Source organism: Enterobacter sp. RHBSTW-00975 (assembly GCF_013615235.1).
Taxonomy (GTDB): Bacteria; Pseudomonadota; Gammaproteobacteria; order Enterobacterales; family Enterobacteriaceae; genus Enterobacter; species Enterobacter ludwigii.
Genome location: NZ_CP055883.1, coordinates 1,044,722 through 1,064,692, shown reverse-complemented (window position 1 = coordinate 1,064,692; position 19,971 = coordinate 1,044,722). Strand labels below are relative to the sequence as shown.

At 54.6% G+C, this 19,971-nt stretch carries 16 protein-coding genes; 9 read left to right on the top strand and 7 right to left on the bottom strand.

Features of this window, described 5'->3' with window-relative positions; genetic code table 11:
* Position 1: 1 nt before the first annotated feature.
* Together mscK and acrR are read right to left on the bottom strand one after the other, a co-directional pair.
* On the bottom strand, positions 2-3,349 hold the full coding sequence (gene mscK, locus HV340_RS05140) for a mechanosensitive channel MscK (protein WP_181216346.1): 3,348 nt from the start codon (positions 3,347-3,349) through the stop codon (positions 2-4).
* Between the two features lie 113 nt (positions 3,350-3,462).
* Positions 3,463-4,116 carry a multidrug efflux transporter transcriptional repressor AcrR gene (gene acrR / locus HV340_RS05135; protein WP_014168906.1) on the bottom strand — a complete coding sequence of 218 codons (654 nt, stop codon included), beginning with the start codon at positions 4,114-4,116 and terminating at the stop codon, positions 3,463-3,465.
* A 141-nt stretch (positions 4,117-4,257) separates the two neighbouring features.
* On the opposite strand from acrR, the gene acrA reads away from it, so the two are divergent.
* The 6 genes from acrA (at position 4,258) to HV340_RS05105 (ending at position 11,098) form a co-directional block, all read left to right on the top strand.
* Positions 4,258-5,451: a multidrug efflux RND transporter periplasmic adaptor subunit AcrA gene (gene acrA, locus HV340_RS05130; protein WP_032677536.1), complete on the top strand. Its 1,194-nt coding sequence runs from the start codon at positions 4,258-4,260 to the stop codon at positions 5,449-5,451.
* Between the two features lie 22 nt (positions 5,452-5,473).
* On the top strand, positions 5,474-8,620 hold the full coding sequence (gene acrB, locus HV340_RS05125; protein ID WP_014168904.1) for a multidrug efflux RND transporter permease subunit AcrB: 3,147 nt from the start codon (positions 5,474-5,476) through the stop codon (positions 8,618-8,620).
* Positions 8,621-9,131: 511 nt separating this feature from the next.
* On the top strand, positions 9,132-9,506 hold the full coding sequence (tomB, locus tag HV340_RS05120; protein WP_020885187.1) for an Hha toxicity modulator TomB: 375 nt from the start codon (positions 9,132-9,134) through the stop codon (positions 9,504-9,506).
* A gap of 27 nt (positions 9,507-9,533) precedes the next feature.
* Positions 9,534-9,752, top strand: a complete 219-nt coding sequence (locus HV340_RS05115) for an HHA domain-containing protein (protein WP_014168902.1) — start codon at positions 9,534-9,536, stop codon at positions 9,750-9,752.
* Between the two features lie 209 nt (positions 9,753-9,961).
* Positions 9,962-10,513 carry a maltose O-acetyltransferase gene (gene maa, locus HV340_RS05110; RefSeq protein ID WP_020885188.1) on the top strand — a complete coding sequence of 184 codons (552 nt, stop codon included), beginning with the start codon at positions 9,962-9,964 and terminating at the stop codon, positions 10,511-10,513.
* A 117-nt stretch (positions 10,514-10,630) separates the two neighbouring features.
* Positions 10,631-11,098 (top strand): YlaC family protein, encoded by a 468-nt coding sequence (locus tag HV340_RS05105; RefSeq protein WP_059305809.1) that lies wholly within the window; start codon positions 10,631-10,633, stop codon positions 11,096-11,098.
* Here HV340_RS05105 and HV340_RS05100 read toward each other — a convergent pair.
* Positions 11,070-12,530, bottom strand: a complete 1,461-nt coding sequence (locus tag HV340_RS05100; RefSeq protein WP_059305810.1) for a PLP-dependent aminotransferase family protein — start codon at positions 12,528-12,530, stop codon at positions 11,070-11,072. The genes HV340_RS05105 and HV340_RS05100 overlap by 29 nt on opposite strands.
* 100 nt (positions 12,531-12,630) lie before the next feature.
* On the opposite strand from HV340_RS05100, the gene HV340_RS05095 reads away from it, so the two are divergent.
* The gene (locus HV340_RS05095; RefSeq protein WP_014168897.1) at positions 12,631-13,341 is read left to right on the top strand and encodes a GNAT family protein; all 711 of its coding nucleotides are present in this window, start codon (positions 12,631-12,633) and stop codon (positions 13,339-13,341) included.
* Here the strand turns inward: HV340_RS05095 and ykgO are convergent.
* A complete protein-coding gene (ykgO, locus tag HV340_RS05090) occupies positions 13,338-13,478 on the bottom strand; it encodes a type B 50S ribosomal protein L36 (protein ID WP_003859006.1) in 141 nt (46 codons plus the stop codon). The genes HV340_RS05095 and ykgO overlap by 4 nt on opposite strands.
* Positions 13,479-13,480: 2 nt before the next feature.
* Positions 13,481-13,741 carry a type B 50S ribosomal protein L31 gene (locus HV340_RS05085; RefSeq protein ID WP_010428154.1) on the bottom strand — a complete coding sequence of 87 codons (261 nt, stop codon included), beginning with the start codon at positions 13,739-13,741 and terminating at the stop codon, positions 13,481-13,483.
* A gap of 207 nt (positions 13,742-13,948) precedes the next feature.
* Here HV340_RS05085 and HV340_RS05080 point away from each other — a divergent pair, with 207 nt between their 5' ends.
* A complete protein-coding gene (locus HV340_RS05080) occupies positions 13,949-15,514 on the top strand; it encodes an EAL domain-containing protein (RefSeq protein ID WP_025204844.1) in 1,566 nt (521 codons plus the stop codon).
* Here HV340_RS05080 and HV340_RS05075 read toward each other — a convergent pair.
* Positions 15,507-15,779, bottom strand: coding sequence for a metal/formaldehyde-sensitive transcriptional repressor (locus HV340_RS05075; protein ID WP_020885193.1), 273 nt, complete (start codon positions 15,777-15,779; stop codon positions 15,507-15,509). The genes HV340_RS05080 and HV340_RS05075 overlap by 8 nt on opposite strands.
* 134 nt (positions 15,780-15,913) lie before the next feature.
* On the opposite strand from HV340_RS05075, the gene HV340_RS05070 reads away from it, so the two are divergent.
* A complete protein-coding gene (locus HV340_RS05070) occupies positions 15,914-16,765 on the top strand; it encodes a nickel/cobalt efflux protein RcnA (RefSeq protein WP_163387262.1) in 852 nt (283 codons plus the stop codon).
* A gap of 33 nt (positions 16,766-16,798) precedes the next feature.
* Here HV340_RS05070 and HV340_RS05065 read toward each other — a convergent pair whose 3' ends face one another.
* Positions 16,799-19,891 carry a beta-galactosidase gene (locus HV340_RS05065; protein ID WP_063925412.1) on the bottom strand — a complete coding sequence of 1,031 codons (3,093 nt, stop codon included), beginning with the start codon at positions 19,889-19,891 and terminating at the stop codon, positions 16,799-16,801.
* Positions 19,892-19,971: the final 80 nt, after the last annotated feature.

Below are 19,971 nucleotides of genomic sequence, written 5' to 3'. Positions count from 1 at the left end.
ATTACGCCGGAGTAGGATCGTCACCCTGAATCTCGCGCTTCACTTCCGTATGCTCATCACCTTTCTCGTTACGCAGGTGAACTTCAAGCTGGTTGAAGGCAATATTAATGTTGTTTTCACGGCACAGACGATCGATAGTGCGGTTCAGCTCATCCACGGTGTAGCTGCGATCGCGCAGTTCACGCACGTATAACCGCAGCTCGTGATCCAGCGTGCTCGGCCCAAAGGTGGTGAAGAACACATCTGGGGCGGGCTCGTGCATCACCTTAGGATGCGATTTCGCGGCTTTTAACAACACCTCTTTCACTTTATCCAGATCGGAGCCGTAGGCCACGCCCAGTCGAATGACGACGCGCGTTGTGGTGTCAGAGAGCGACCAGTTGATCAGTCGCTCGGTGACGAACGCTTTGTTCGGGATAATCACCTCTTTGCGATCGAAGTCGGTGATGGTGGTGGCACGAATACGGATCTTGCTGACCGTTCCCGAGAAGGTGCCGATGGTGACGGTATCACCGATACGCACCGGACGTTCGAACAGGATGATCAGACCGGAAACAAAGTTACCGAAGATCTCCTGCAAGCCAAAACCGAGACCGACAGAGAGCGCAGCCGCCAGCCACTGCAATTTATCCCACGAGACGCCAAGCGATCCAAAGACCGTCATCGCCCCGACAATAATAATGACGTAGTTGAGGATGGTGGTGATGGCATACGACGCCCCCTGACGCAGGTTCAGACGCGACAGCACCAGCACTTCAAGCAGGCCTGGCAGGTTTCGAATCAACGCCCAGGCCACCACTGACGACACCAGGGCAAAGAGCAGGCTGCCCATGGTCACGCTTTTCATTACCGCAGCGCCCGCTTCGGTGCCGTTGTATTGCCAGAGGGTGATACTGTCGAGGTAGGCAAAGACGGTGATTAAATCAGACCAGATCGCCCAGAACATCACCGCAAACAGCGCGATCATCACCAGCATGGTGATACGCAGTGTCTGCTGGTTAACCTGCTCCAGCGCGATGGTTGGCTCTTCCTGTGGCTCCGCGCCTTCGGCCCCCTCCTTCACCTGATGCTGGCGACGCGCGATGGCACGACGATAAGCGATGCGGCGAGCCGCCACGCTCAGGCCGCGCAGTACGGTCTGATAGAGCAGGTTCCAGACGATCACCAGATAGACGGTTTCAATCCAGCGTCCGGACAGGCGCAACGTGGTATAGAAGTACCCCGTCGCCGTGAGCACCATCAGTGCCAGCGGAATAATCGCCAGTACCGTCACGGTGGCCAGACGAATGTTGTGAGACTCTTTATCCCGCCAGCTGTCGCGGCACATCGGCCACATCAGGATGGCAATGAGCAGCAGGTTCAGCAAAATAACCAGCTGGCCCATGACATCGTCCATCAGGTGCAGCGGAGACAGCTCAGCGACAACGGACCAGAAGTGCAGCGGCAACAGCGCCAGGCTGACGCGTACAATCTGACGACGCCAGTGGCTGGTCAGTTGCGCAGGCATGTTGAAATGACGCACCGCAACGCCGTCTTTTTCCAGCACTTTCCAGCACACGCCAAACACCAGCCAGAACAGGGCCAGTTTTTTACTGAACGCCCACAGCAGGTCGCTGATGTTGAGTTGCATCGTCAGCAGGATAAGCCCCGCCGCCAGAATAATCAGGCAGACCGGCAGCGCGCGGATCAGATCGATCAGAATCGCTTTTGGCGTGTGCAGCTGACTGTCGTTACGCAGTTGCCCCACTTCAGACGCCAGCTTATCCTGGTATTTCTTCAGCCAGCCCAGACGCCAGCGGATCAGGCCGGCAATCAGCAGCAGCGGGAGCCCCGCCAGGAAGGCAATCATCACCGCAGGCCAGGCTTTCTCCCAGTTTACGGTGATTTTCATGCTCTTAATCTGCGCCTTCAGCGTTTCAGGGAAGGATTTAATCCAGTCCCAGTCCATCGGCTTATTGCTGTTAACCCAGAAAATCTGCTGGGTCAGGATCTCCTGCAGACTTTTCGACACGCTCACCAGCTGTTGCTGGTTGATCTGCAGGTTAATCGCCATCATCAGCTGGTTGCCGAGCTGTTTGTTGAGCTGGTCGAGCAGCTCGCGGCGCATATCCACAACCTGCAGCAGAGCGTCGTGAACTTCCGGGTTCACTTCACTGGAATGGCCTTCTTCCAATTTGGCGACAAACGTATCGCTCTGGAAAAGGGCGTCGCGCTGCTGGTTCACATCGAATTGTTCCAGACGCAAATCCGCAATGCGGTTGGTCATGTCCTCGAGCTCATCGGCGGACGGCAGCGTCTGCTGTTGCTGGTAGAGAATACGCGACAGCAGCAGGCTGCCTTTCAGAACCGCAATCTGCTCTTTAATGTTGCGTTCAGCCTGCAGCGCGCGGTCCAGCCAGTTTTTCACTCTGATATTTTGCTGAACCAGCGAGTTACCGCTTTCTGTTGCCAGTATCAGGCGCTGGCTCAGCTGATGGTTAGCCTCGAGCTCCTGTTTCACCAGCGGGTTCGCCTGAATGCGGGCAGTTTCGTCCGGTGAGACGGCTTCCTGAGCCGTTTTCTCCGTCAGCGTAAGGCGCTTACTGTTAACCGCCTCCTGCAACAGCTGAAGCTGATGTTCCAGACGATTAATGTTCGCCGTTACGTAGTCGCGCTGCTTCTGGAGCGTATCCTGCAGCACCGTATTCCCTTCCAGGCTTTTACGCTGCTGTTCGATTTGTGCATTCAGTAAGGCCTGCTGCACCAGCAGCAGCGTTTGCTGCGTTGGGCGCAGGGTGCCTTCGCCAACCGACGTACCGTTCAGACGGTTGCGGATCTGCTGCAGCTGCTGAGAGGCGGCGTACATCGCATTTTGCACGCGCTCGGGCTGGGTTTGCAGGGAGACAAGCTGGCTGTTGTACGTACCGAGATCGGACTGCGCCGTTTGCAGATCGTCGAGCAGCTGTGCGACGCGCGATTCCAGCTGACGCAATGACAGGGTCGCGAGCGTTTTACGGGTTTCGTCGTCATTATCCACATCGCTCAGGGCATTCAGCGATTCCGTGGCCTTACGCATGTTTTCAGGCGCCTGCGCCACTTTCTGCCGAAGCTGTGTGGTTTCCGCTTTAACACGCTCAATTTTATCAAGCGTTTCCAGCGTCTCCGTCAGATCCTGCTGAACGAGCTTATCCAGAGCAGAGAGATCTTTTTGTTTATTCAGGGTGTCGAGTTGCGACTGAACATCACTGCGTGAAGGGATGTCATTGTTGTTATCGGCGCGGGCCCAGGAAAGCGGTGCCGTTGCGAAGAAAAACAGCGTCGCCAATAAAAATACAAGAACAGGATGTTGCGAGCGATTGGTGTGCAGCATAGTTGTGAATGATGTCAGAAGATGACCGAAAATAGTCCGGCGTGCAGGATATCACGCTCGCCTGAAGCAGAATAGCGCGAACGTGAGCCTCTAAGAGAAATCCTGGAATCGCGTCAGGCTGTTAGCGAGCCTGACTTGCCATGCAGCGTCGGGGAGAGCTGGCACATCTCCAGGAAAATAGCGACATAGCTGCGGGCTTCGTTCTTCAGGTCAAAGGAGTCCGGGGCGAAAAGCCAGTTTTCCATCAGGCCGGAAATATAACTGCGCATCAGGACTGCCGCCCGTCGGGTCATTAACGTCGCCGGCAGCTGGTTCGCCTGCATGCACTGGGTGAGGACCTGTTCAATGCGATCGTAGCTTTCCAGACACAGGCTGCGCTGCGCCTGCTGGACGACCGCCATCTCTCCGACCAACTCGCATTTATGGTAGATGATTTCCATCATTAACCTGCGACGTTCTTCAACTACCGTTGCTTCAAGGATATATACTAATATTTCTCTTAATACTGAGAGTGGATCCTCGGGGAATTTTGCCCGATACTCAGTCTCAAGATCGCTAATGCTGGACTCTGAGAGTTGCCAGATTTCACTGAACAGATCTGTCTTGTCTTTAAAATGCCAGTAAATCGCTCCCCGCGTGACGCCCGCGGCCTGAGCAATCTGCGCCAGCGAGGTTGACGAAACACCCTGCTGAGAAAACAAACGCATAGCCACATCCAGAATGTGTTGTCGGGTTTCAAGCGCTTGTTGTTTGGTTTTTCGTGCCATACGTTAGTGAATTTACAGGAGTCAGATTTACATACATTTGTGAATGTATGTACCATAGCATGACGATAATATAAACGCAGCAATGGGTTTTTGGACTCAGGACCATTGATCAATTTGAAATCGGACACTCGAGGTTTACATATGAACAAAAACAGAGGGTTAACGCCTCTGGCGGTCGTTCTGATGCTCTCAGGCAGCTTAGCGCTAACAGGATGTGACGACAAACAGGCTCAACAAGGAGCTCAGCAGGTGCCAGAAGTTGGCGTGGTGACGCTCAAGTCCGAACCTCTCCAGATAACGACAGAATTACCGGGCCGTACCAGCGCATACCGCATCGCAGAAGTGCGTCCTCAGGTGAGTGGTATCATCCTGAAACGTAACTTCACCGAGGGTGGTGAAGTGAAAGCTGGCGAGTCTCTGTATCAGATTGATCCGGCAACCTACCAGGCCTCCTATGAGAGCGCGAAAGGCGATCTGGCGAAAGCAGAAGCTGCAGCCAAAATCTCCCAACTGACGCTGAACCGTTACAAAAAACTGCTCGGTACCCAGTACATCAGTCAACAGGATTATGACACTGCCCTGTCTGATGCACAGCAGACCAACGCCGCCGTGATTGCCGCGAAAGCTGCAGTGGAAACAGCGCGTATCAACCTCGCCTATACCAAAGTGACCTCCCCAATCAGCGGTCGCATCGGTAAATCTTCCGTCACGGAAGGGGCGCTGGTGCAGAACGGTCAGACCAACGCGTTGGCCACCGTGCAGCAGCTTGATCCGATTTACGTTGACGTGACCCAGTCCAGCAACGATTTCCTGCGCCTGAAACAAGAGCTGGCAAACGGCACGCTGAAGCAGGAAAACGGTAAAGCCAAAGTGGAGCTCGTGACCAATGACGGTATCAAGTTCCCGCAGGCAGGCACACTGGAATTCTCCGATGTGACGGTCGACCAAACTACCGGTTCCATCACCTTACGTGCGATTTTCCCGAACCCGGATAAGACACTCTTACCTGGTATGTTCGTTCGCGCGCGTCTGGAAGAAGGCACCAACCCAACCGCACTTCTGGTGCCTCAGCAGGGTGTCACCCGTACGCCACGTGGCGACGCGAGTGCACTGGTTGTCGGGGCTGATGACAAAGTCGAAACGCGCAACATCACTGCCACGCAGGCGATTGGCGATAAATGGCTGGTGACGGAAGGTCTGAAAGATGGCGATCGCGTGATTATTACTGGTTTGCAAAAAGTTCGTCCTGGCGCGCAGGTCAAAGCACAGGAAGTGAAATCTGACGATAAACAACAAGCTTCGGCCGCTGGCCAGTCAGAACAAACCAAGTCTTAACTTAAACAGGAGCCGTTAAGACATGCCTAATTTCTTTATCGATCGCCCCATATTTGCATGGGTGATCGCCATAATCATCATGCTGGCTGGGGGACTTGCGATCCTGAAGCTGCCTGTCGCGCAATATCCAACGATTGCGCCACCGGCGGTAACAATTTCCGCAACCTACCCCGGGGCTGATGCAAAAACGGTGCAGGACACCGTGACACAGGTTATCGAACAGAACATGAACGGTATCGATAACCTGATGTACATGTCCTCAAACAGTGACTCAACCGGTACGGTACAGATCACCCTGACCTTCCAGTCAGGTACTGATGCTGACATCGCGCAGGTTCAGGTCCAGAACAAACTGCAGCTCGCCATGCCGTTGCTGCCACAAGAAGTACAACAGCAGGGTGTGAGCGTCGAGAAATCGTCCAGTAGCTTCCTGATGGTTGTTGGCGTGATCAACACCAACGGCACCATGACGCAGGAAGATATTTCCGACTACGTGGGCGCCAACATGAAGGACGCCATCAGCCGTACGTCTGGTGTGGGTGACGTTCAGCTGTTCGGTTCTCAGTACGCGATGCGTATCTGGATGGATCCGAACAAACTGAACAACTTCCAGCTGACGCCGGTGGACGTGATCAACGCCATCAAAGCGCAGAACGCCCAGGTTGCCGCCGGTCAGTTAGGCGGTACCCCGCCGGTGAAAGGCCAGCAGCTTAACGCCTCGATCATCGCACAGACCCGTCTGACCTCCGCCGATGAGTTCAGCAAAATTCTGCTGAAGGTGAATCAGGACGGTTCGCAGGTTCGTCTGCGCGACGTGGCGAAAGTGGAACTGGGTGGCGAAAACTACGACATCATTGCGAAGTTTAACGGCAAGCCAGCTTCCGGTCTCGGGATCAAACTGGCGACAGGTGCTAACGCCCTGGACACCGCGACGGCTATCCGTGCGGAACTGAAGAAGATGGAACCGTTCTTCCCGTCCGGCCTGAAGATCGTTTATCCGTATGACACCACGCCGTTCGTCAAAATCTCGATTCACGAAGTGGTTAAAACCCTGGCAGAAGCGATCATTCTGGTATTCCTGGTCATGTATCTGTTCCTGCAAAACTTCCGCGCGACGCTGATCCCAACCATCGCCGTACCGGTCGTATTGCTCGGGACCTTCGCCATACTGGCCATCTTTGGCTACTCGATAAACACCCTGACGATGTTCGGGATGGTGCTCGCCATCGGCTTGCTTGTGGATGACGCCATCGTGGTGGTAGAAAACGTCGAGCGTGTCATGGCGGAAGAAGGTCTACCGCCGAAGGAAGCAACCCGTAAATCCATGGGCCAGATCCAGGGCGCGCTGGTCGGTATCGCGATGGTACTGTCTGCGGTATTTATCCCGATGGCCTTCTTCGGCGGCTCTACCGGTGCAATTTATCGTCAGTTCTCCATCACCATTGTCTCGGCGATGGCGCTGTCGGTACTGGTTGCATTGATCCTGACGCCTGCACTGTGTGCCACCATGCTGAAACCTGTTCAGAAAGGCGGTCACGGCGAGCATAAAGGGTTCTTCGGCTGGTTTAACCGCATGTTTGATAAGAGCACGCATCACTACACCGACAGCGTGGGTAACATCCTGCGCAGCACCGGTCGTTACCTGCTGCTCTATATCATCATCGTGGTGGGGATGGCCTATCTGTTCGTTCGTCTGCCAAGCTCGTTCCTGCCAGATGAAGACCAGGGCGTGTTCCTGACGATGGCACAGCTGCCGGCGGGTGCCTCGCAAGAACGTACCCAGAAGGTGCTGGATGAAGTAACGGATTACTACCTCACCAAAGAGAAAGCTAACGTTGAATCCGTGTTTGCGGTTAACGGCTTTGGCTTTGCGGGTCGTGGTCAGAACACCGGTATTGCCTTCGTTTCTCTGAAAGACTGGTCAGAACGTCCGGGCGAAGAGAACAAAGTTGAGGCGATTACTGGCCGTGCAATGGGCACGTTCTCACAGATTAAAGATGCGATGGTCTTCGCCTTTAACCTGCCAGCGATTGTTGAACTGGGGACAGCGACAGGTTTCGACTTCCAGCTGATTGACCAGGGCGGTCTGGGTCATGAAAAACTGACGCAGGCACGTAACCAGCTGTTCGGTGAAGTGGCGAAACACCCTGACCTTCTGGTCGGCGTGCGTCCTAACGGTCTGGAAGATACGCCTCAATACAAAATCGACATCGATCAGGAGAAAGCGCAGGCACTGGGCGTTTCCATCAGTGACATCAATACCACGCTGGGCGCGGCCTGGGGCGGTAGCTACGTCAACGACTTCATCGACCGTGGTCGTGTGAAGAAAGTGTACGTGATGTCAGAAGCGCAATACCGTATGTTACCGAACGATATCAACAACTGGTACGTTCGCGGCAACAACGGCCAGATGGTGCCGTTCTCATCCTTCTCTACGTCGCATTGGGAATACGGTTCGCCGCGTCTGGAACGTTATAACGGGCTGCCATCCATGGAGATCCTGGGTCAGGCCGCACCAGGCCGAAGCACCGGTGAAGCCATGAACCTGATGGAAGAGCTGGCAGGTAAATTGCCTGCGGGTATCGGCTATGACTGGACCGGTATGTCCTACCAGGAACGTCTGTCCGGAAACCAGGCCCCTGCCCTGTACGCCATTTCACTGATTGTGGTCTTCCTGTGTCTGGCGGCACTGTATGAGAGCTGGTCGATTCCGTTCTCCGTTATGCTGGTGGTGCCACTGGGGGTTATCGGTGCGCTGCTTGCGGCAACGTTCCGTGGATTAACCAACGACGTGTACTTCCAGGTGGGCCTGCTGACAACCATTGGCTTGTCGGCGAAGAACGCGATACTTATCGTTGAATTCGCCAAAGATCTGATGGAGAAAGAAGGTAAAGGCCTGATTGAGGCGACGCTTGACGCGGTGCGTATGCGTCTGCGCCCAATCCTGATGACATCACTGGCATTTATCCTCGGGGTAATGCCGCTGGTTATCAGTACCGGTGCGGGTTCCGGTGCACAGAACGCCGTCGGTACAGGCGTTATGGGGGGTATGGTTACCGCAACCGTACTTGCTATCTTCTTCGTTCCGGTATTCTTCGTGGTGGTTCGCCGCCGCTTTAGCCGCAAGAATGAAGATATTGAGCACAGTCATTCGGTAGAACCGCACTGATACCGGTTTCACATGATAAAAAGGCCGCATTAGCGGCCTTTTTCTTTTTCAGAAAAAAATCATAAAATAGGCTTATTGTGCTTCTATTTATTTCCTGCCGCCTACAATGACATATCATAATTAAGTGATAACGTAATCGCTGAATTCAGGATTTTTTTAATTTCATTTCCCTGCTTAAATGATTAGGAATATTCCTAACCATATCTTCAGACAAAGAGAACTCCGGATTTGGACATCTTAGGATTGTTTACGCTAAGCCAATGAAACGTAAGGGAGCGAAAAAAGTTCCACGTTAATCTGGATAAAAATGTTTAGCGCTGAAGGCACATTTGCGTAAAGGCTCGCAGTCAGTGCTTTTATTTGTAATTTTTCGTAATAGCGCGGTGAAATCTTGATCAGAGTGGATTATAGTTAGAGTTATCAGGAACACAGCACCCGTGCGGCTAAGTATGTTGTATCCATCCCGACATGATGTTCGGTGAGTAAGAAATCACTCAGAAGGGGATGCGCTATGGACGAGTACTCGCCAAAAAGGCATGATATCGCGCAGTTGAAATTTCTCTGCGAATCCTTGTACCATGACTGCCTTGCCAATCTTGATGAAAGTAACCATGGCTGGGTAAACGACCCAACGTCTGCCATCAATTTACAGTTAAACGAGTTGATCGAGCATATTGCAACCTTCGCACTTAATTATAAAATTAAGTACAATGAAGATAATAAGCTGATTGAGCAAATTGATGAATACCTGGATGACACCTTTATGTTGTTCAGCAGCTACGGCATTAATGCGCAAGATTTGCAGAAATGGCGTAAATCGGGCAACCGACTATTTCGTTGCTTCATCAACGTGAGCAGAGCTAACCCCGTTAGTCTTTCCTGTTAAAATTATTACAATTAGTAAGGTAAATTTATGTCTGAAAAACCACTCACAAAAATCGATTATTTGATGCGTTTGCGACGCTGTCAGTCAATAGACACGCTTGAACGTGTAATTGAAAAGAATAAATACGAGCTTTCTGATAATGAACTGGCGGTATTTTATTCAGCAGCTGACCACCGTCTTGCTGAACTGACCATGAATAAGCTGTATGACAAAATCCCAACGTCCGTGTGGAGATTTGTCCGTTAATCTTTGAAGTGTGTCTGTAGAGGTTCTACGCCACTTTCTCAGCTGTATTCAACTTTCTGGCTATACCCTCCTGCCCCAGTGCAGGTCTCCGTGTAAAACGTGCTCATCCGCAATATTATTGTGATTATAGTCACAGTGGTTTTCCGGGAACGTTCCCCTGTTATCCTGTTCCGATTACCCTACGGTAAAGACGACCAGTGAGGTTCCCAATGAGCATAGAAAAGCAGAAGATGATTGCAGGTGAACATTACCGCCCTGGTGATGAAACATTACGGGCCGACCGATTACGCGCCCGACACCTGGTTCACCGTTATAACCACACTGCACCTGATGAGAAACTCGAACGCCAGAACATTCTGGCGGAACTCCTCGGGCAAAGCGAAGGGGCCTATATTGAGCCGAGCTTCCGCTGTGACTATGGATATAACATTTATCTGGGCAAAGAATTTTACGCCAATTTCGATTGCGTGATGCTGGATGTCTGCCCGATACATATTGGCGACAACTGCATGCTCGCGCCAGGGGTGCATATTTACACGGCAACCCATCCGCTGGACGCCGACGCGCGTAATAGCGGCGTGGAGTTTGGCAAGCCGGTGACCATCGGCAACAACGTCTGGATTGGCGGACGTGCGGTTATTAACCCGGGCGTTACGTTGGGTGATAATGTGGTGGTGGCCTCTGGCGCTATCGTAACGAAAGACGTCCCGGCGAATGTCGTCGTCGGCGGCAATCCGGCAACAATCATTAAACGGCTGTAAAGTGACGGGGAGTCAACTGTTATGGTCTTTTAGCGCCTGACTGTTACTTTTTTCAGCCAAATGGCTCCCCTAAAATTGGCAGACATCCTGTATTGTCAATTCTCATAAAGGCAAAAAATGACCGAGATACAGCGCCTGCTTACTGCCACCATCGACGATCTTAATCACCGCGAAAAGCGCGACAATCGCCCGCGCTTTAGCATCAGCTTTATTCGCAAACACCCTGGACTGTTTGTCGCAATGTATGCCGCCTGGCTGGCGACACTGATTGTGATGCTGAAGTCCGAAACTCTGGTGGACTCCGTCTGGCTGCTTGTCATTCTGTTTGTGGTGTTTAACGCCTTTTTCTTTTTTGACGTTAATCCCCGCTACCGCTACGAAGATATCGACGTCCTTGATTTCCGGGTTTGCTATAACGGTGAATGGTATAACACGCGTTACGTGCCGCCGGAGCTGATCGAAAGCATCATGCACTCCCCCGCGGTTGAAACAGTGCAAAAAGAGAAGCTGCAGAAGATGGTATCCACCAAAGGTCAGCTCTCTTTTTATGATGTCTTTACCCTTTCCCGTCCTGCTGTTGTGTGATTAAAGCCTGTATGCGTCGGATACCCGACACAAACTGAGAAGCAGAGGTATTGCCGTAACCTAACACCAGACCGGTTTGCCCCTGCTTCGGCTCCAGGTAATACCCGCTCAGTGCAGCGGGTGCCAGCTGAAACGCCCTCGCCTGCTCGACCACTTTTTGGTCGTCGATGCCGTCTATTGCCAGCGTCAGATGCATCCCCCCTTCACCCGCCAGAATGCGATGCGGGGTATGAAGCTCAGCACTCAGCGCCTCACGCAGCTGTCGGTAGCGCTTACGGTAGAGCCGGCGCATGGCGGCAAGGTGGCGGGCATAATGTCCTTCCTCAATAAACAGCGCCAGGGTTCGCTGTTCGGCGCGATGCCCGCCACGCAGCAGCGCGCCAATGGCCGGACGGGCCGCTTTTGCCAGCGCCGGGGGTAACACCATGAACCCCATTCTCAGCGACGGAAAGAGGGTTTTGCTGAAGGTACCAAGATAGACAACCGGCGCATTGTTGACCATTCCCAGCATTGCGGGCACGGGCTCACCGGAATAACGAAACTCGCTGTCGTAATCATCTTCAATAATCCAGGCGTTATGCAGCCGGGCCAGATCCAGCAGCGCCAGGCGTCGCCGCGCACTGAGCACGCTTCCGTACGGAAACTGGTGCGAAGGTGAGGTGAAAATAAGCGCAGGGGACGGCGTATCCAGCCCTTCCCAGAACATGCCTTCGTCATCAACCGGCATCCCCGTCATGACTAAGCCCGCTTTGGCAAAGGCGCTTTTAGCCCCACCATAGCCAGGATCTTCCACCCACGCGACGCTGCCGGGTTCGCTCAGCAGCATCGTGCAAAGGTTTACCCCCTCAAGCGCGCCTTCGGTCATTACTATCTGACTGGCATCGCAGTCAATGCCGCGCGAAAGGGCAAGGTGGCGGGCAATGGCCGCCCGCAGCGACGGCTCCCCGGCAGGATCGCCATACCCTAACAGCGCGCTGCCCTCTTCACGCAGAACCCGGTCGTACAAGCGCCGCCACAGCGGCAGGGGAAAGTAGTTGATGGCCGGTGTTCCCGGCGTAAATGCCGGAACCGGGGTATCACGCGGCACCGGCGCAGGCAGCGAGGCGACCCGGGTGCCGAGCGTGATGGCAGAGTCCGGCAATGCCTGAACGAGCGTACGCTGCGCCAGCTGCGCTACCCGCGTCCCCAGGCGGTTACGCAGCAGATACCCTTCGAGCGTCAGCTGTTCCAGCGCCGCATTGACGGTATTCCGTGAAAGCGAGAGCTGCTGAGCCAGCATTCGCGAACCGGGAAGCCGGCTCCCGGCGTGTAGCTTGCCGCACAGTATCGCCTCACGCAGTGCATGATACAGCGCGCGCTGCAGCGTCTCTTCCCCCCGCGCTTTCAACGCGGCATTCAGCAAAGTATAAAATTCATCGCCCGGTATGTTCATCTCGCCTCCCGTGGTACCACCAAAACATAGCTGAGTGGCACTTTTTAAGGAACCAGTAATTCACTAGTCTGGCGTTCTTATCAACGTCACGGACAGTAAAATGAAAACATTCAACGAGTTTGGACAGCCAGTAGGCGAGGCGCTTATCGACTGGCAACCCCGCCAGCACCCTTCACGTGTGGTGCTTCAGGGCCACTATTGTCGCCTTGAGCCGCTGCGGGTGGAGCACGCTGAGGCGTTGTTCAGCGCGTATTCTCTGGCCGAAGATACCCGCAGCTGGACGTGGCTGTTGCGTGAGCCGGATGCCAGCGCAGAGGCGTTTGCAGGGTGGGTAGAGAGCGTGCGTGACTTATCCGATCCGATTCACTTTAGCGTTATCGACAACCAGACCCAGTCTCCGGTCGGCACGCTGGCTCTGATGCGGATCGATCCAACCAACGGCGTTGTGGAGGTGGGACATGTTCATTTCTCCCCGCTGCTCAGCCGCACGCCGATGTCGACGGAAGCGCAATATCTGCTGATGCGATACGTGTTCGACACCCTTGGGTATCGTCGATACGAGTGGAAGTGCAACAGCCTGAATGCGCCTTCGCGCAAGGCGGCACTGCGTCTTGGCTTTCAGTTTGAGGGGCGTTTTCGTCAGGCACTGGTCACGAAAGGTCATAACCGGGATACCGACTGGTTTTCGATTCTCGACAAAGAGTGGCCGGCGCTGGCGAGTGCCTTTGAAGGCTGGCTTGCCACCGACAATTTTACTGCCGATGGCAACCAAAAAAGATCCCTGGAAAGCTGGCGCGAAGCACGCGTCTAGCGTCTTTTCTTACGTCCCTGAACCGCCTTAAAGCGCGGATTGGATTTGCAAATCACGTATAAGCGTCCCTTGCGTTTGACTATCTGGCAATCCGGGTGACGCTGTTTTGCACTGCGCAATGAGTTAAGTACCTGCATGGTTATCCCCGCTTCGCATTAAGAAAGCCGCCGAAACGCTTACGGAAGCGCGCCGCACTGCCATCCGTCGAGAACGTTTTCTGCTTGCCGGTGTAGAACGGGTGCGATTTTGAAGAGACCTCGATGGTGATATACGGATACGTTTCACCGTCGAGTTCAATTTCGCGGTCGGTCTTAATGGTTGAGCCGACTTTAAAGTATTCATTAGCACTGGTGTCGTGGAACACCACGGTGCGATAGGCTGGGTGGATATCTGGTTTCATCGTAAACTCTTTATGTTTTGTTATAACATAACAAATAATATCTAACCCCTGCTGATAAAACAACCCCTCTGCCCCGACGATATTTTCTGTTGTGCCGTAAATCATGACCTGCGCGTGCTATAACTTTATCATTTAGCGGTAAAATCTTTCTCCTCTGGCAGGTTTTTCAGCGCCCAGGAGCGGGCATAAGAGGAAGGAGACAGCACCATGAAAACCCGACATCTGGTCAGTCTGGTGACCGGCGTACTTATCATTGCGGTACTGGTTCCGATTAGCCTGAGCATCTGGCTGGCACATCGCCAGGCGGAAGATAAGTTTGTCGATGCGCTGGATAGCTATGCCTCACGCGTGCTGATACGTACCGCCAGGGTAGTGGATGATGCAAAGGAAGCGCTCAATAGCCTGCAGACCTTTAAAGGGATCCCCTGTAGCGTTATGCATTTAAGGGAGATGCGGCGGGTCGCTTTTTCATGGCGTTATGTTCAGGAAGTTATTTATATCAACAATCTTGAGCCCCTTTGCTCGTCCCTGGAACAAACCAGTCAGTCGGCCCCTTTCCCGCCGCCCATGCGAATCACGGAAGATGGTTATGGCACATGGCTCACCACGCAAAACGATCTCGGTTTTAGCCGCTACATGGCGGTCCTGGGTCGGGGCCACTATCTGGTGCTGGTGGATCCTGCCTCGCTTGTCGATGTGATCCCTTTTGGTGAGATCGCCACAGATGCCGCCCTGGTGGGCAGCAAATCACATCTCATTTTTGCCAGCAGCAGCAAGCTCGATCCGCATATCCGCAATCTGGTTAAGGATCAGGGCGTCACCCGTATTCAGTACAACGACTCGATATACATTATGAAGCCTGTTCCTGAACTGGGGTTTACGGTGGTCGCCTGGGCGGCGTTAAAACCGCTGGCAGAAACCTGGCACCAGCAACTTCTCATCTGGCTGCCGTTCGGCATACTGATAAGCCTGCTTGCCGCACTCTTTGTTTTGCGACTGCTGCGTCGCATCCAGTCGCCACGCAACCGCCTGCTTGACGCCATCAATAACCGGGAATTTGTGGTGCATTACCAGCCCATTATTGAACTCTCTAGCGGGAAGATTGTGGGCGCAGAGGCGCTAACCCGCTGGCCCCAGCCTGACGGGAGCAGCCTTTCACCGGATATTTTTGTGCCGCTTGCTGAGCAAACGGGGCTCATCTCGCAGCTGACGCATTTGGTCATTGAAAAGGTGTTTGAGGATATGGGCTACTGGCTGCACCTTCACGCCGGTCAGCATATTTCCATTAACCTCGCGCCGGCCGATTTGACCTCGGGAAAACTCCCGCCACTGCTGAGTCACTTAATGAATAAGTGGAAAGTCCATCCGCAACAGATCGCCCTTGAGTTAACCGAGCGCGGCTTTGCCGATCCTAAAATCAGCGCACCGGCCATCGCCGCCTTTCGTCATTCAGGCCACGCAATCTATATTGATGATTTCGGTACGGGCTATTCCAGCCTGAGCTACCTGCAGGATCTGGATGTCGACACGCTAAAAATTGATAAAGCGTTTGTGGATGCACTGGAATATAAAAACGTGACGCCACACATTATTGAAATGGCAAAATCGCTGAAGCTGGCGATGGTTGCGGAAGGCGTGGAGACCGAAGGGCAACTCGCCTGGCTACGTCGTCACGGCGTGCAGTATGGGCAGGGTTGGTACTACAGCAAGGCGTTGCCGAAAGCGGACTTTATTCTTTGGGCGGAAGATAACCTCAAAACACATCCTACTTAAGATAGGATTTGATCACCTGTAACACGACGCCAAGATCGGCTTCGCGCTGAGCTTCTTCAGGCTCTTTCACCACATGATCGGTGAGATGACCTTCGATCACCTGCATCATCATGCCGTTTACCGCGCCGCGGATCGCCGCCAGCTGTTGTAACACGTCGGCGCATTCGTGGTCGCTATTGAGCATTTTTTCCAGGGCAGCGCTTTGCCCCTGAATTTTCTTCAGGCGAGTCAATAACATCTTCTTGTCGCGAACCGTATGTGACATCTCTGTCTCCCTCATCGTATGGCTTTTAAAGCATATCATGCTCTACTCCCCCTGAGTATTTTTCTACTGGGGGGTAGTATTAGACTACTGGGGGGGAGTAGTATCTGAAAACGCTTTCCACTCCGGAATTTTCCATGAACGATTTTGCTTCACTCCTGCAGCAAGGCAATGCCTGGCTGTTTGTACCCAGCGCTATCCTCCTCGGCGCGCTGCATGGCCTGGAACCGGGCCACTCCAAAACGATGATGGCCGCGTTTATTGTGGCTATTCGCGGTACGCTGAAACAGGCGGTGTTGCTTGGTCTGGCGGCAACGCTTTCCCATACGGCGGTGGTCTGGATCATTGCCATGGCAGGATTATGGTTTGGCCGGGGCTGGGATGCGCATACGTCTGAGCCCTGGTTCCAGCTGGTCTCGGGGATACTGATCGTGCTGATCGCCCTGTGGATGGCCTGGCGAACCTGGAAGGAGAGTCGGCCACACGCTCACCACCATCATCACGATCACCATGACCATCATCATGATCATCACGACCATGACCATGACCATGACCATGACCACCATCATGATCATCACGACCATGGGCATCCACTGATTGAAGAAGAGTGGCAGGACGCCCACCAGCGCGCGCATGCACAGGATATTAACCGCCGCTTCAACGGCCAGAACGTTACCACCGGACAAATTGCACTGTTTGGCCTGACCGGAGGGCTTATCCCCTGCCCGGCCTCAATCACGGTCCTGCTCATCTGCCTGCAGCTGAAGCATTTTGTCCTCGGCGCAACGCTGGTATTCAGCTTCAGTATTGGTCTGGCGTTAACGCTGGTCGCTTCCGGTGCAATTGCCGCCCTGAGCCTTAAGCATGCGACAAAACGCTGGCCGGGTTTCAGCGAGTTTTCACGAAAAGCACCGTGGATCTCCGCCGCCCTGATTACTGTGGTCGGGATTTACATGAGCCTGCACGGCCTGAGCGGTATCCTGGCGTAAGCGAGGCGGCCACTGCTGTGGCCGCCTCTTTGCTCAGTCAGGGTTCTGCTGCCAGCTGAAGGTATAGCGAAGCTGGCGTTTCTGCAGAATAAATTCCGGCGAGACGCTGGGGCTCCACGAGTCATCACCGCCCACGCCCATATGAAATGCGTCCAGGTTAAGCCAACACCCCGGCTCCTCGCGCAACAGATGATGGTGGGTTGTCTCGTGCAACTGCTGCTGGCTGTAGCGGCTGACGGAGAAATGGAACAGGCCATTCAGCCGATGCGCGCCCAGCAGCAGTTCACGGGTATCACAGCGCAGACCATTTTCTGTCGGGAAGATGTAAGGCGTGTGCATGGCTTCCAGCGGTAATGTCCAGCGCCCCTGCTGAGCCGCCAGCGTTCTGTCCGGGTAGTTTTCATGTGGCCCAAGCCCCAGCCACTGAACCGTTTCCGGCGTTGCGGCAAGATGAACACTCAGGCCTACGCGTGCCGGTTCCGGGATATCAGACGCAATATCGACCTGAATATCGCCATGCAAAACGCCCCGATCGTCCACCCGCCAGACTTTACGGCTCAGGAAGAGCGCTTTACCGCGATACTCCCAGACATGAAGGGTTTTCACCACCGCCTCGGCTGCATGCTGCTCTCCTTCACAGTGCAGTAATCGCGGGGTGAGCTCGTACATGCCTGCCGCTTTCCAGCGCTCCACCCACGCATTCGGATCGATTCGCGTGGCCTCGCTCACGCCAATATCATTGTCCAGCGGTGCGCGGCTAACGTTATCCGTCAGCGGTGAGAGCAGCGTTTCAACGCCATTGCGCCACCATTGCGTCAGGTGTCCTGATGCGCGGTTGAACTGCCAGCGTTGCTGCTGATGTACCAGCTCAAGCACGTCGCCAGTTTGCGTTAACACTGGCGGTACACCTTCTGGCACTGGCGGGGCGATATACAGGGGCGTCGGAACCGGCCACTGCTCCCACGCGCAGCGATGGTTTGCCGGTGACCACGGCGTCGCCCGCGGCTGGTGCACTTCAACGTTCAGCCAGACGTCACCCGCTTCAGGCGCCAGCGCTGGCAGGTCGATATACAGACGCTGTGTGCCCAGGGGAGCAATGGAGAGCGTCACGTCCCCCCTGGCCAGCACGCTGCCGTCACGGACAAGGGTCCAGCGCAGCACCTCGTTATCGGTATGACGGAACAGGTAATCGCTGTGGACTTCAAGCACCAGCGGAGACGTACTTACCCGCGTAAAGGTGAAAAACTGCTGAGCGCGCTGGGCTTCATACAGCGCCGGATGCGGTGTGCGATCGGGAAAAACCAGCCCGTTAAGGCAGAACTGGCGGTCATTGGGCGTGTCGCCAAAATCTCCCCCGTAGGCCCAGAACGGTGTGCCATTGTCGTCTTTTCTGGTCAGTGCCTGGTCAACCCAGTCCCAGACAAATCCCCCCTGCAGGCGAGGATGGCGGCGAAACGCCTGCCAGTATTTGGCAAAACCACCGAAGCTGTTCCCCATCGCGTGGGCGTATTCACAGAGAATAAGCGGACGCGTTTCATCCGGCATGCCGATCCATTTTTTAACAGACCATTTCGGTACCGCCGGGAAGGGCTGATCCTGATCGACCCGGGCATACATCGGGCACACGATATCAGTCGCTGCCGTATTCGCCCCACCGCCTTCGTACTGCACCGGACGCGTCGGATCGGTGGTTTTCAGCCAGCGATACAGTGCGTCATGGTTCGCGCCATGGCCGGACTCATTCCCCAGCGACCAGATGATAATCGAAGGATGATTGCGGTCGCGCTGCACCATGCGGGTGACGCGTTCGCTCATGGCAGGGAGCCAGCGCGGATCGTCAGCAAGGCGACTCATCGGCACCATGCCGTGGGTTTCAATATTGGCTTCGTCGACGACATACAAACCATAGCGGTCGCAAAGCGTGTACCACAGCGGATGGTTCGGATAGTGCGAGCAGCGCACGGCGTTGAAGTTATGCTGCTTCATGAGTTCGATATCGCGGCGCATCGTCGCTTCATCCATCACCTGGCCGTTTTCCGGGTGATGCTCATGCCGGTTAACGCCACGGATAAGCAGGGGTTTACCGTTGAGCTTCAGCAGGCCATTGCTGATCTCTATGCGGCGGAACCCCACATCGCAGGCCTCCGTTTCCAGCACCTCACCCTGCGCGTTCAGAAGCGTCATCGTCAGGCGATAAAGTTCCGGCGTTTCCGCACTCCACAAGGCAGGCGCCTCAACGGGGAGCATCACCGTTAGCCGCTCGGCCCAGCCGCCGCGCTCATCGACAACGGCTGTGCCCGGCCGGCTGGTAGCACTGGCGCATTTTTCGCCGTTGCGCCACAGGGTAAACGCCACCTCACACTCCGCAAACTGTGCGCCTGCGAGCGCGAGATCCACCTTCAGCACCGCGCGATCCCGCTCCGCATTCAGGTCAGTCACAACCTGATAATCGGCTATGTGCGTCTCTGGCTTATGCAGCAGCGACACATCGCGGAAAATCCCGCTCATGCGCCACATGTCCTGATCTTCCAGATAGCTCCCGTCGCACCAGCGCAACACCATGACCGCAATGCGGTTCTGGCCAGGACGCAGCACCGTTGAAAGATCGAATTCGGCGGGCAGTCGGCTGTCCTGTGAATAACCGATCCATTGACCGTTACACCACAGATGAAACGCCGAATTCACGCCATCGAAGATAATGCGGGTTTGGCCGCTCTGCAGCCAGGCATCATCCATCTCAAATGTGAGCGAGTAACAACCGGTTGGGTTTTCTTGCGGCACAAACGGTGGGTTTACAGGGATAGGATAGGTCACGTTGGTGTAGATGGGCGTGTCGAACCCCTGCATCTGCCAGTTAGAGGGCACGGGCATCAGCACGGCATCGGCGCAATCTTCACTGACCCATACCGAAGGAACCTGCTCTGGCGCAGGAAAGAAGCTAAAACGCCACTCCCCGTTAAGGAGGCGTCGGCTGACGGTTCCCCCGTCTTCTCTGGCGGAGTGTTCGTCACGCCAGCTGTGCAAGGGAGCATGTGCTGCCAGGCGGTTCCACTGGGTGACCCCCGGGTTTTCCCAGTCCCGACGAGCCAGAAGTGCGCTGAGGGTCAGCGATGGAGTGTTGGACATATTAACCTCTTTGCGAAGCGCTCACAATTTTAGCTAACATGCCCTGGCTACCGGGTGCGGTAAAGCGTCGGATCGCGGGG

What these genes read in the sequence shown, in the direction of transcription:
- maa (WP_020885188.1), top strand. Translation starts at nt 9,962, where the DNA reads ATGAGCATAGAAAAGCAGAAGATGATTGCAGGTGAACATTACCGCCCT.
- acrA (WP_032677536.1), top strand. Translation starts at nt 4,258, where the DNA reads ATGAACAAAAACAGAGGGTTAACGCCTCTGGCGGTCGTTCTGATGCTC.
- HV340_RS05080 (WP_025204844.1), top strand. Translation starts at nt 13,949, where the DNA reads ATGAAAACCCGACATCTGGTCAGTCTGGTGACCGGCGTACTTATCATT.
- acrR (WP_014168906.1), bottom strand. Translation starts at nt 4,116, where the DNA reads ATGGCACGAAAAACCAAACAACAAGCGCTTGAAACCCGACAACACATT.
- mscK (WP_181216346.1), bottom strand. Translation starts at nt 3,349, where the DNA reads ATGCTGCACACCAATCGCTCGCAACATCCTGTTCTTGTATTTTTATTG.
- HV340_RS05105 (WP_059305809.1), top strand. Translation starts at nt 10,631, where the DNA reads ATGACCGAGATACAGCGCCTGCTTACTGCCACCATCGACGATCTTAAT.
- HV340_RS05065 (WP_063925412.1), bottom strand. Translation starts at nt 19,891, where the DNA reads ATGTCCAACACTCCATCGCTGACCCTCAGCGCACTTCTGGCTCGTCGG.
- HV340_RS05095 (WP_014168897.1), top strand. Translation starts at nt 12,631, where the DNA reads ATGAAAACATTCAACGAGTTTGGACAGCCAGTAGGCGAGGCGCTTATC.
- tomB (WP_020885187.1), top strand. Translation starts at nt 9,132, where the DNA reads ATGGACGAGTACTCGCCAAAAAGGCATGATATCGCGCAGTTGAAATTT.
- ykgO (WP_003859006.1), bottom strand. Translation starts at nt 13,478, where the DNA reads ATGCAGGTACTTAACTCATTGCGCAGTGCAAAACAGCGTCACCCGGAT.
- HV340_RS05070 (WP_163387262.1), top strand. Translation starts at nt 15,914, where the DNA reads ATGAACGATTTTGCTTCACTCCTGCAGCAAGGCAATGCCTGGCTGTTT.
- HV340_RS05100 (WP_059305810.1), bottom strand. Translation starts at nt 12,530, where the DNA reads ATGAACATACCGGGCGATGAATTTTATACTTTGCTGAATGCCGCGTTG.
- HV340_RS05115 (WP_014168902.1), top strand. Translation starts at nt 9,534, where the DNA reads ATGTCTGAAAAACCACTCACAAAAATCGATTATTTGATGCGTTTGCGA.
- acrB (WP_014168904.1), top strand. Translation starts at nt 5,474, where the DNA reads ATGCCTAATTTCTTTATCGATCGCCCCATATTTGCATGGGTGATCGCC.
- HV340_RS05085 (WP_010428154.1), bottom strand. Translation starts at nt 13,741, where the DNA reads ATGAAACCAGATATCCACCCAGCCTATCGCACCGTGGTGTTCCACGAC.
- HV340_RS05075 (WP_020885193.1), bottom strand. Translation starts at nt 15,779, where the DNA reads ATGTCACATACGGTTCGCGACAAGAAGATGTTATTGACTCGCCTGAAG.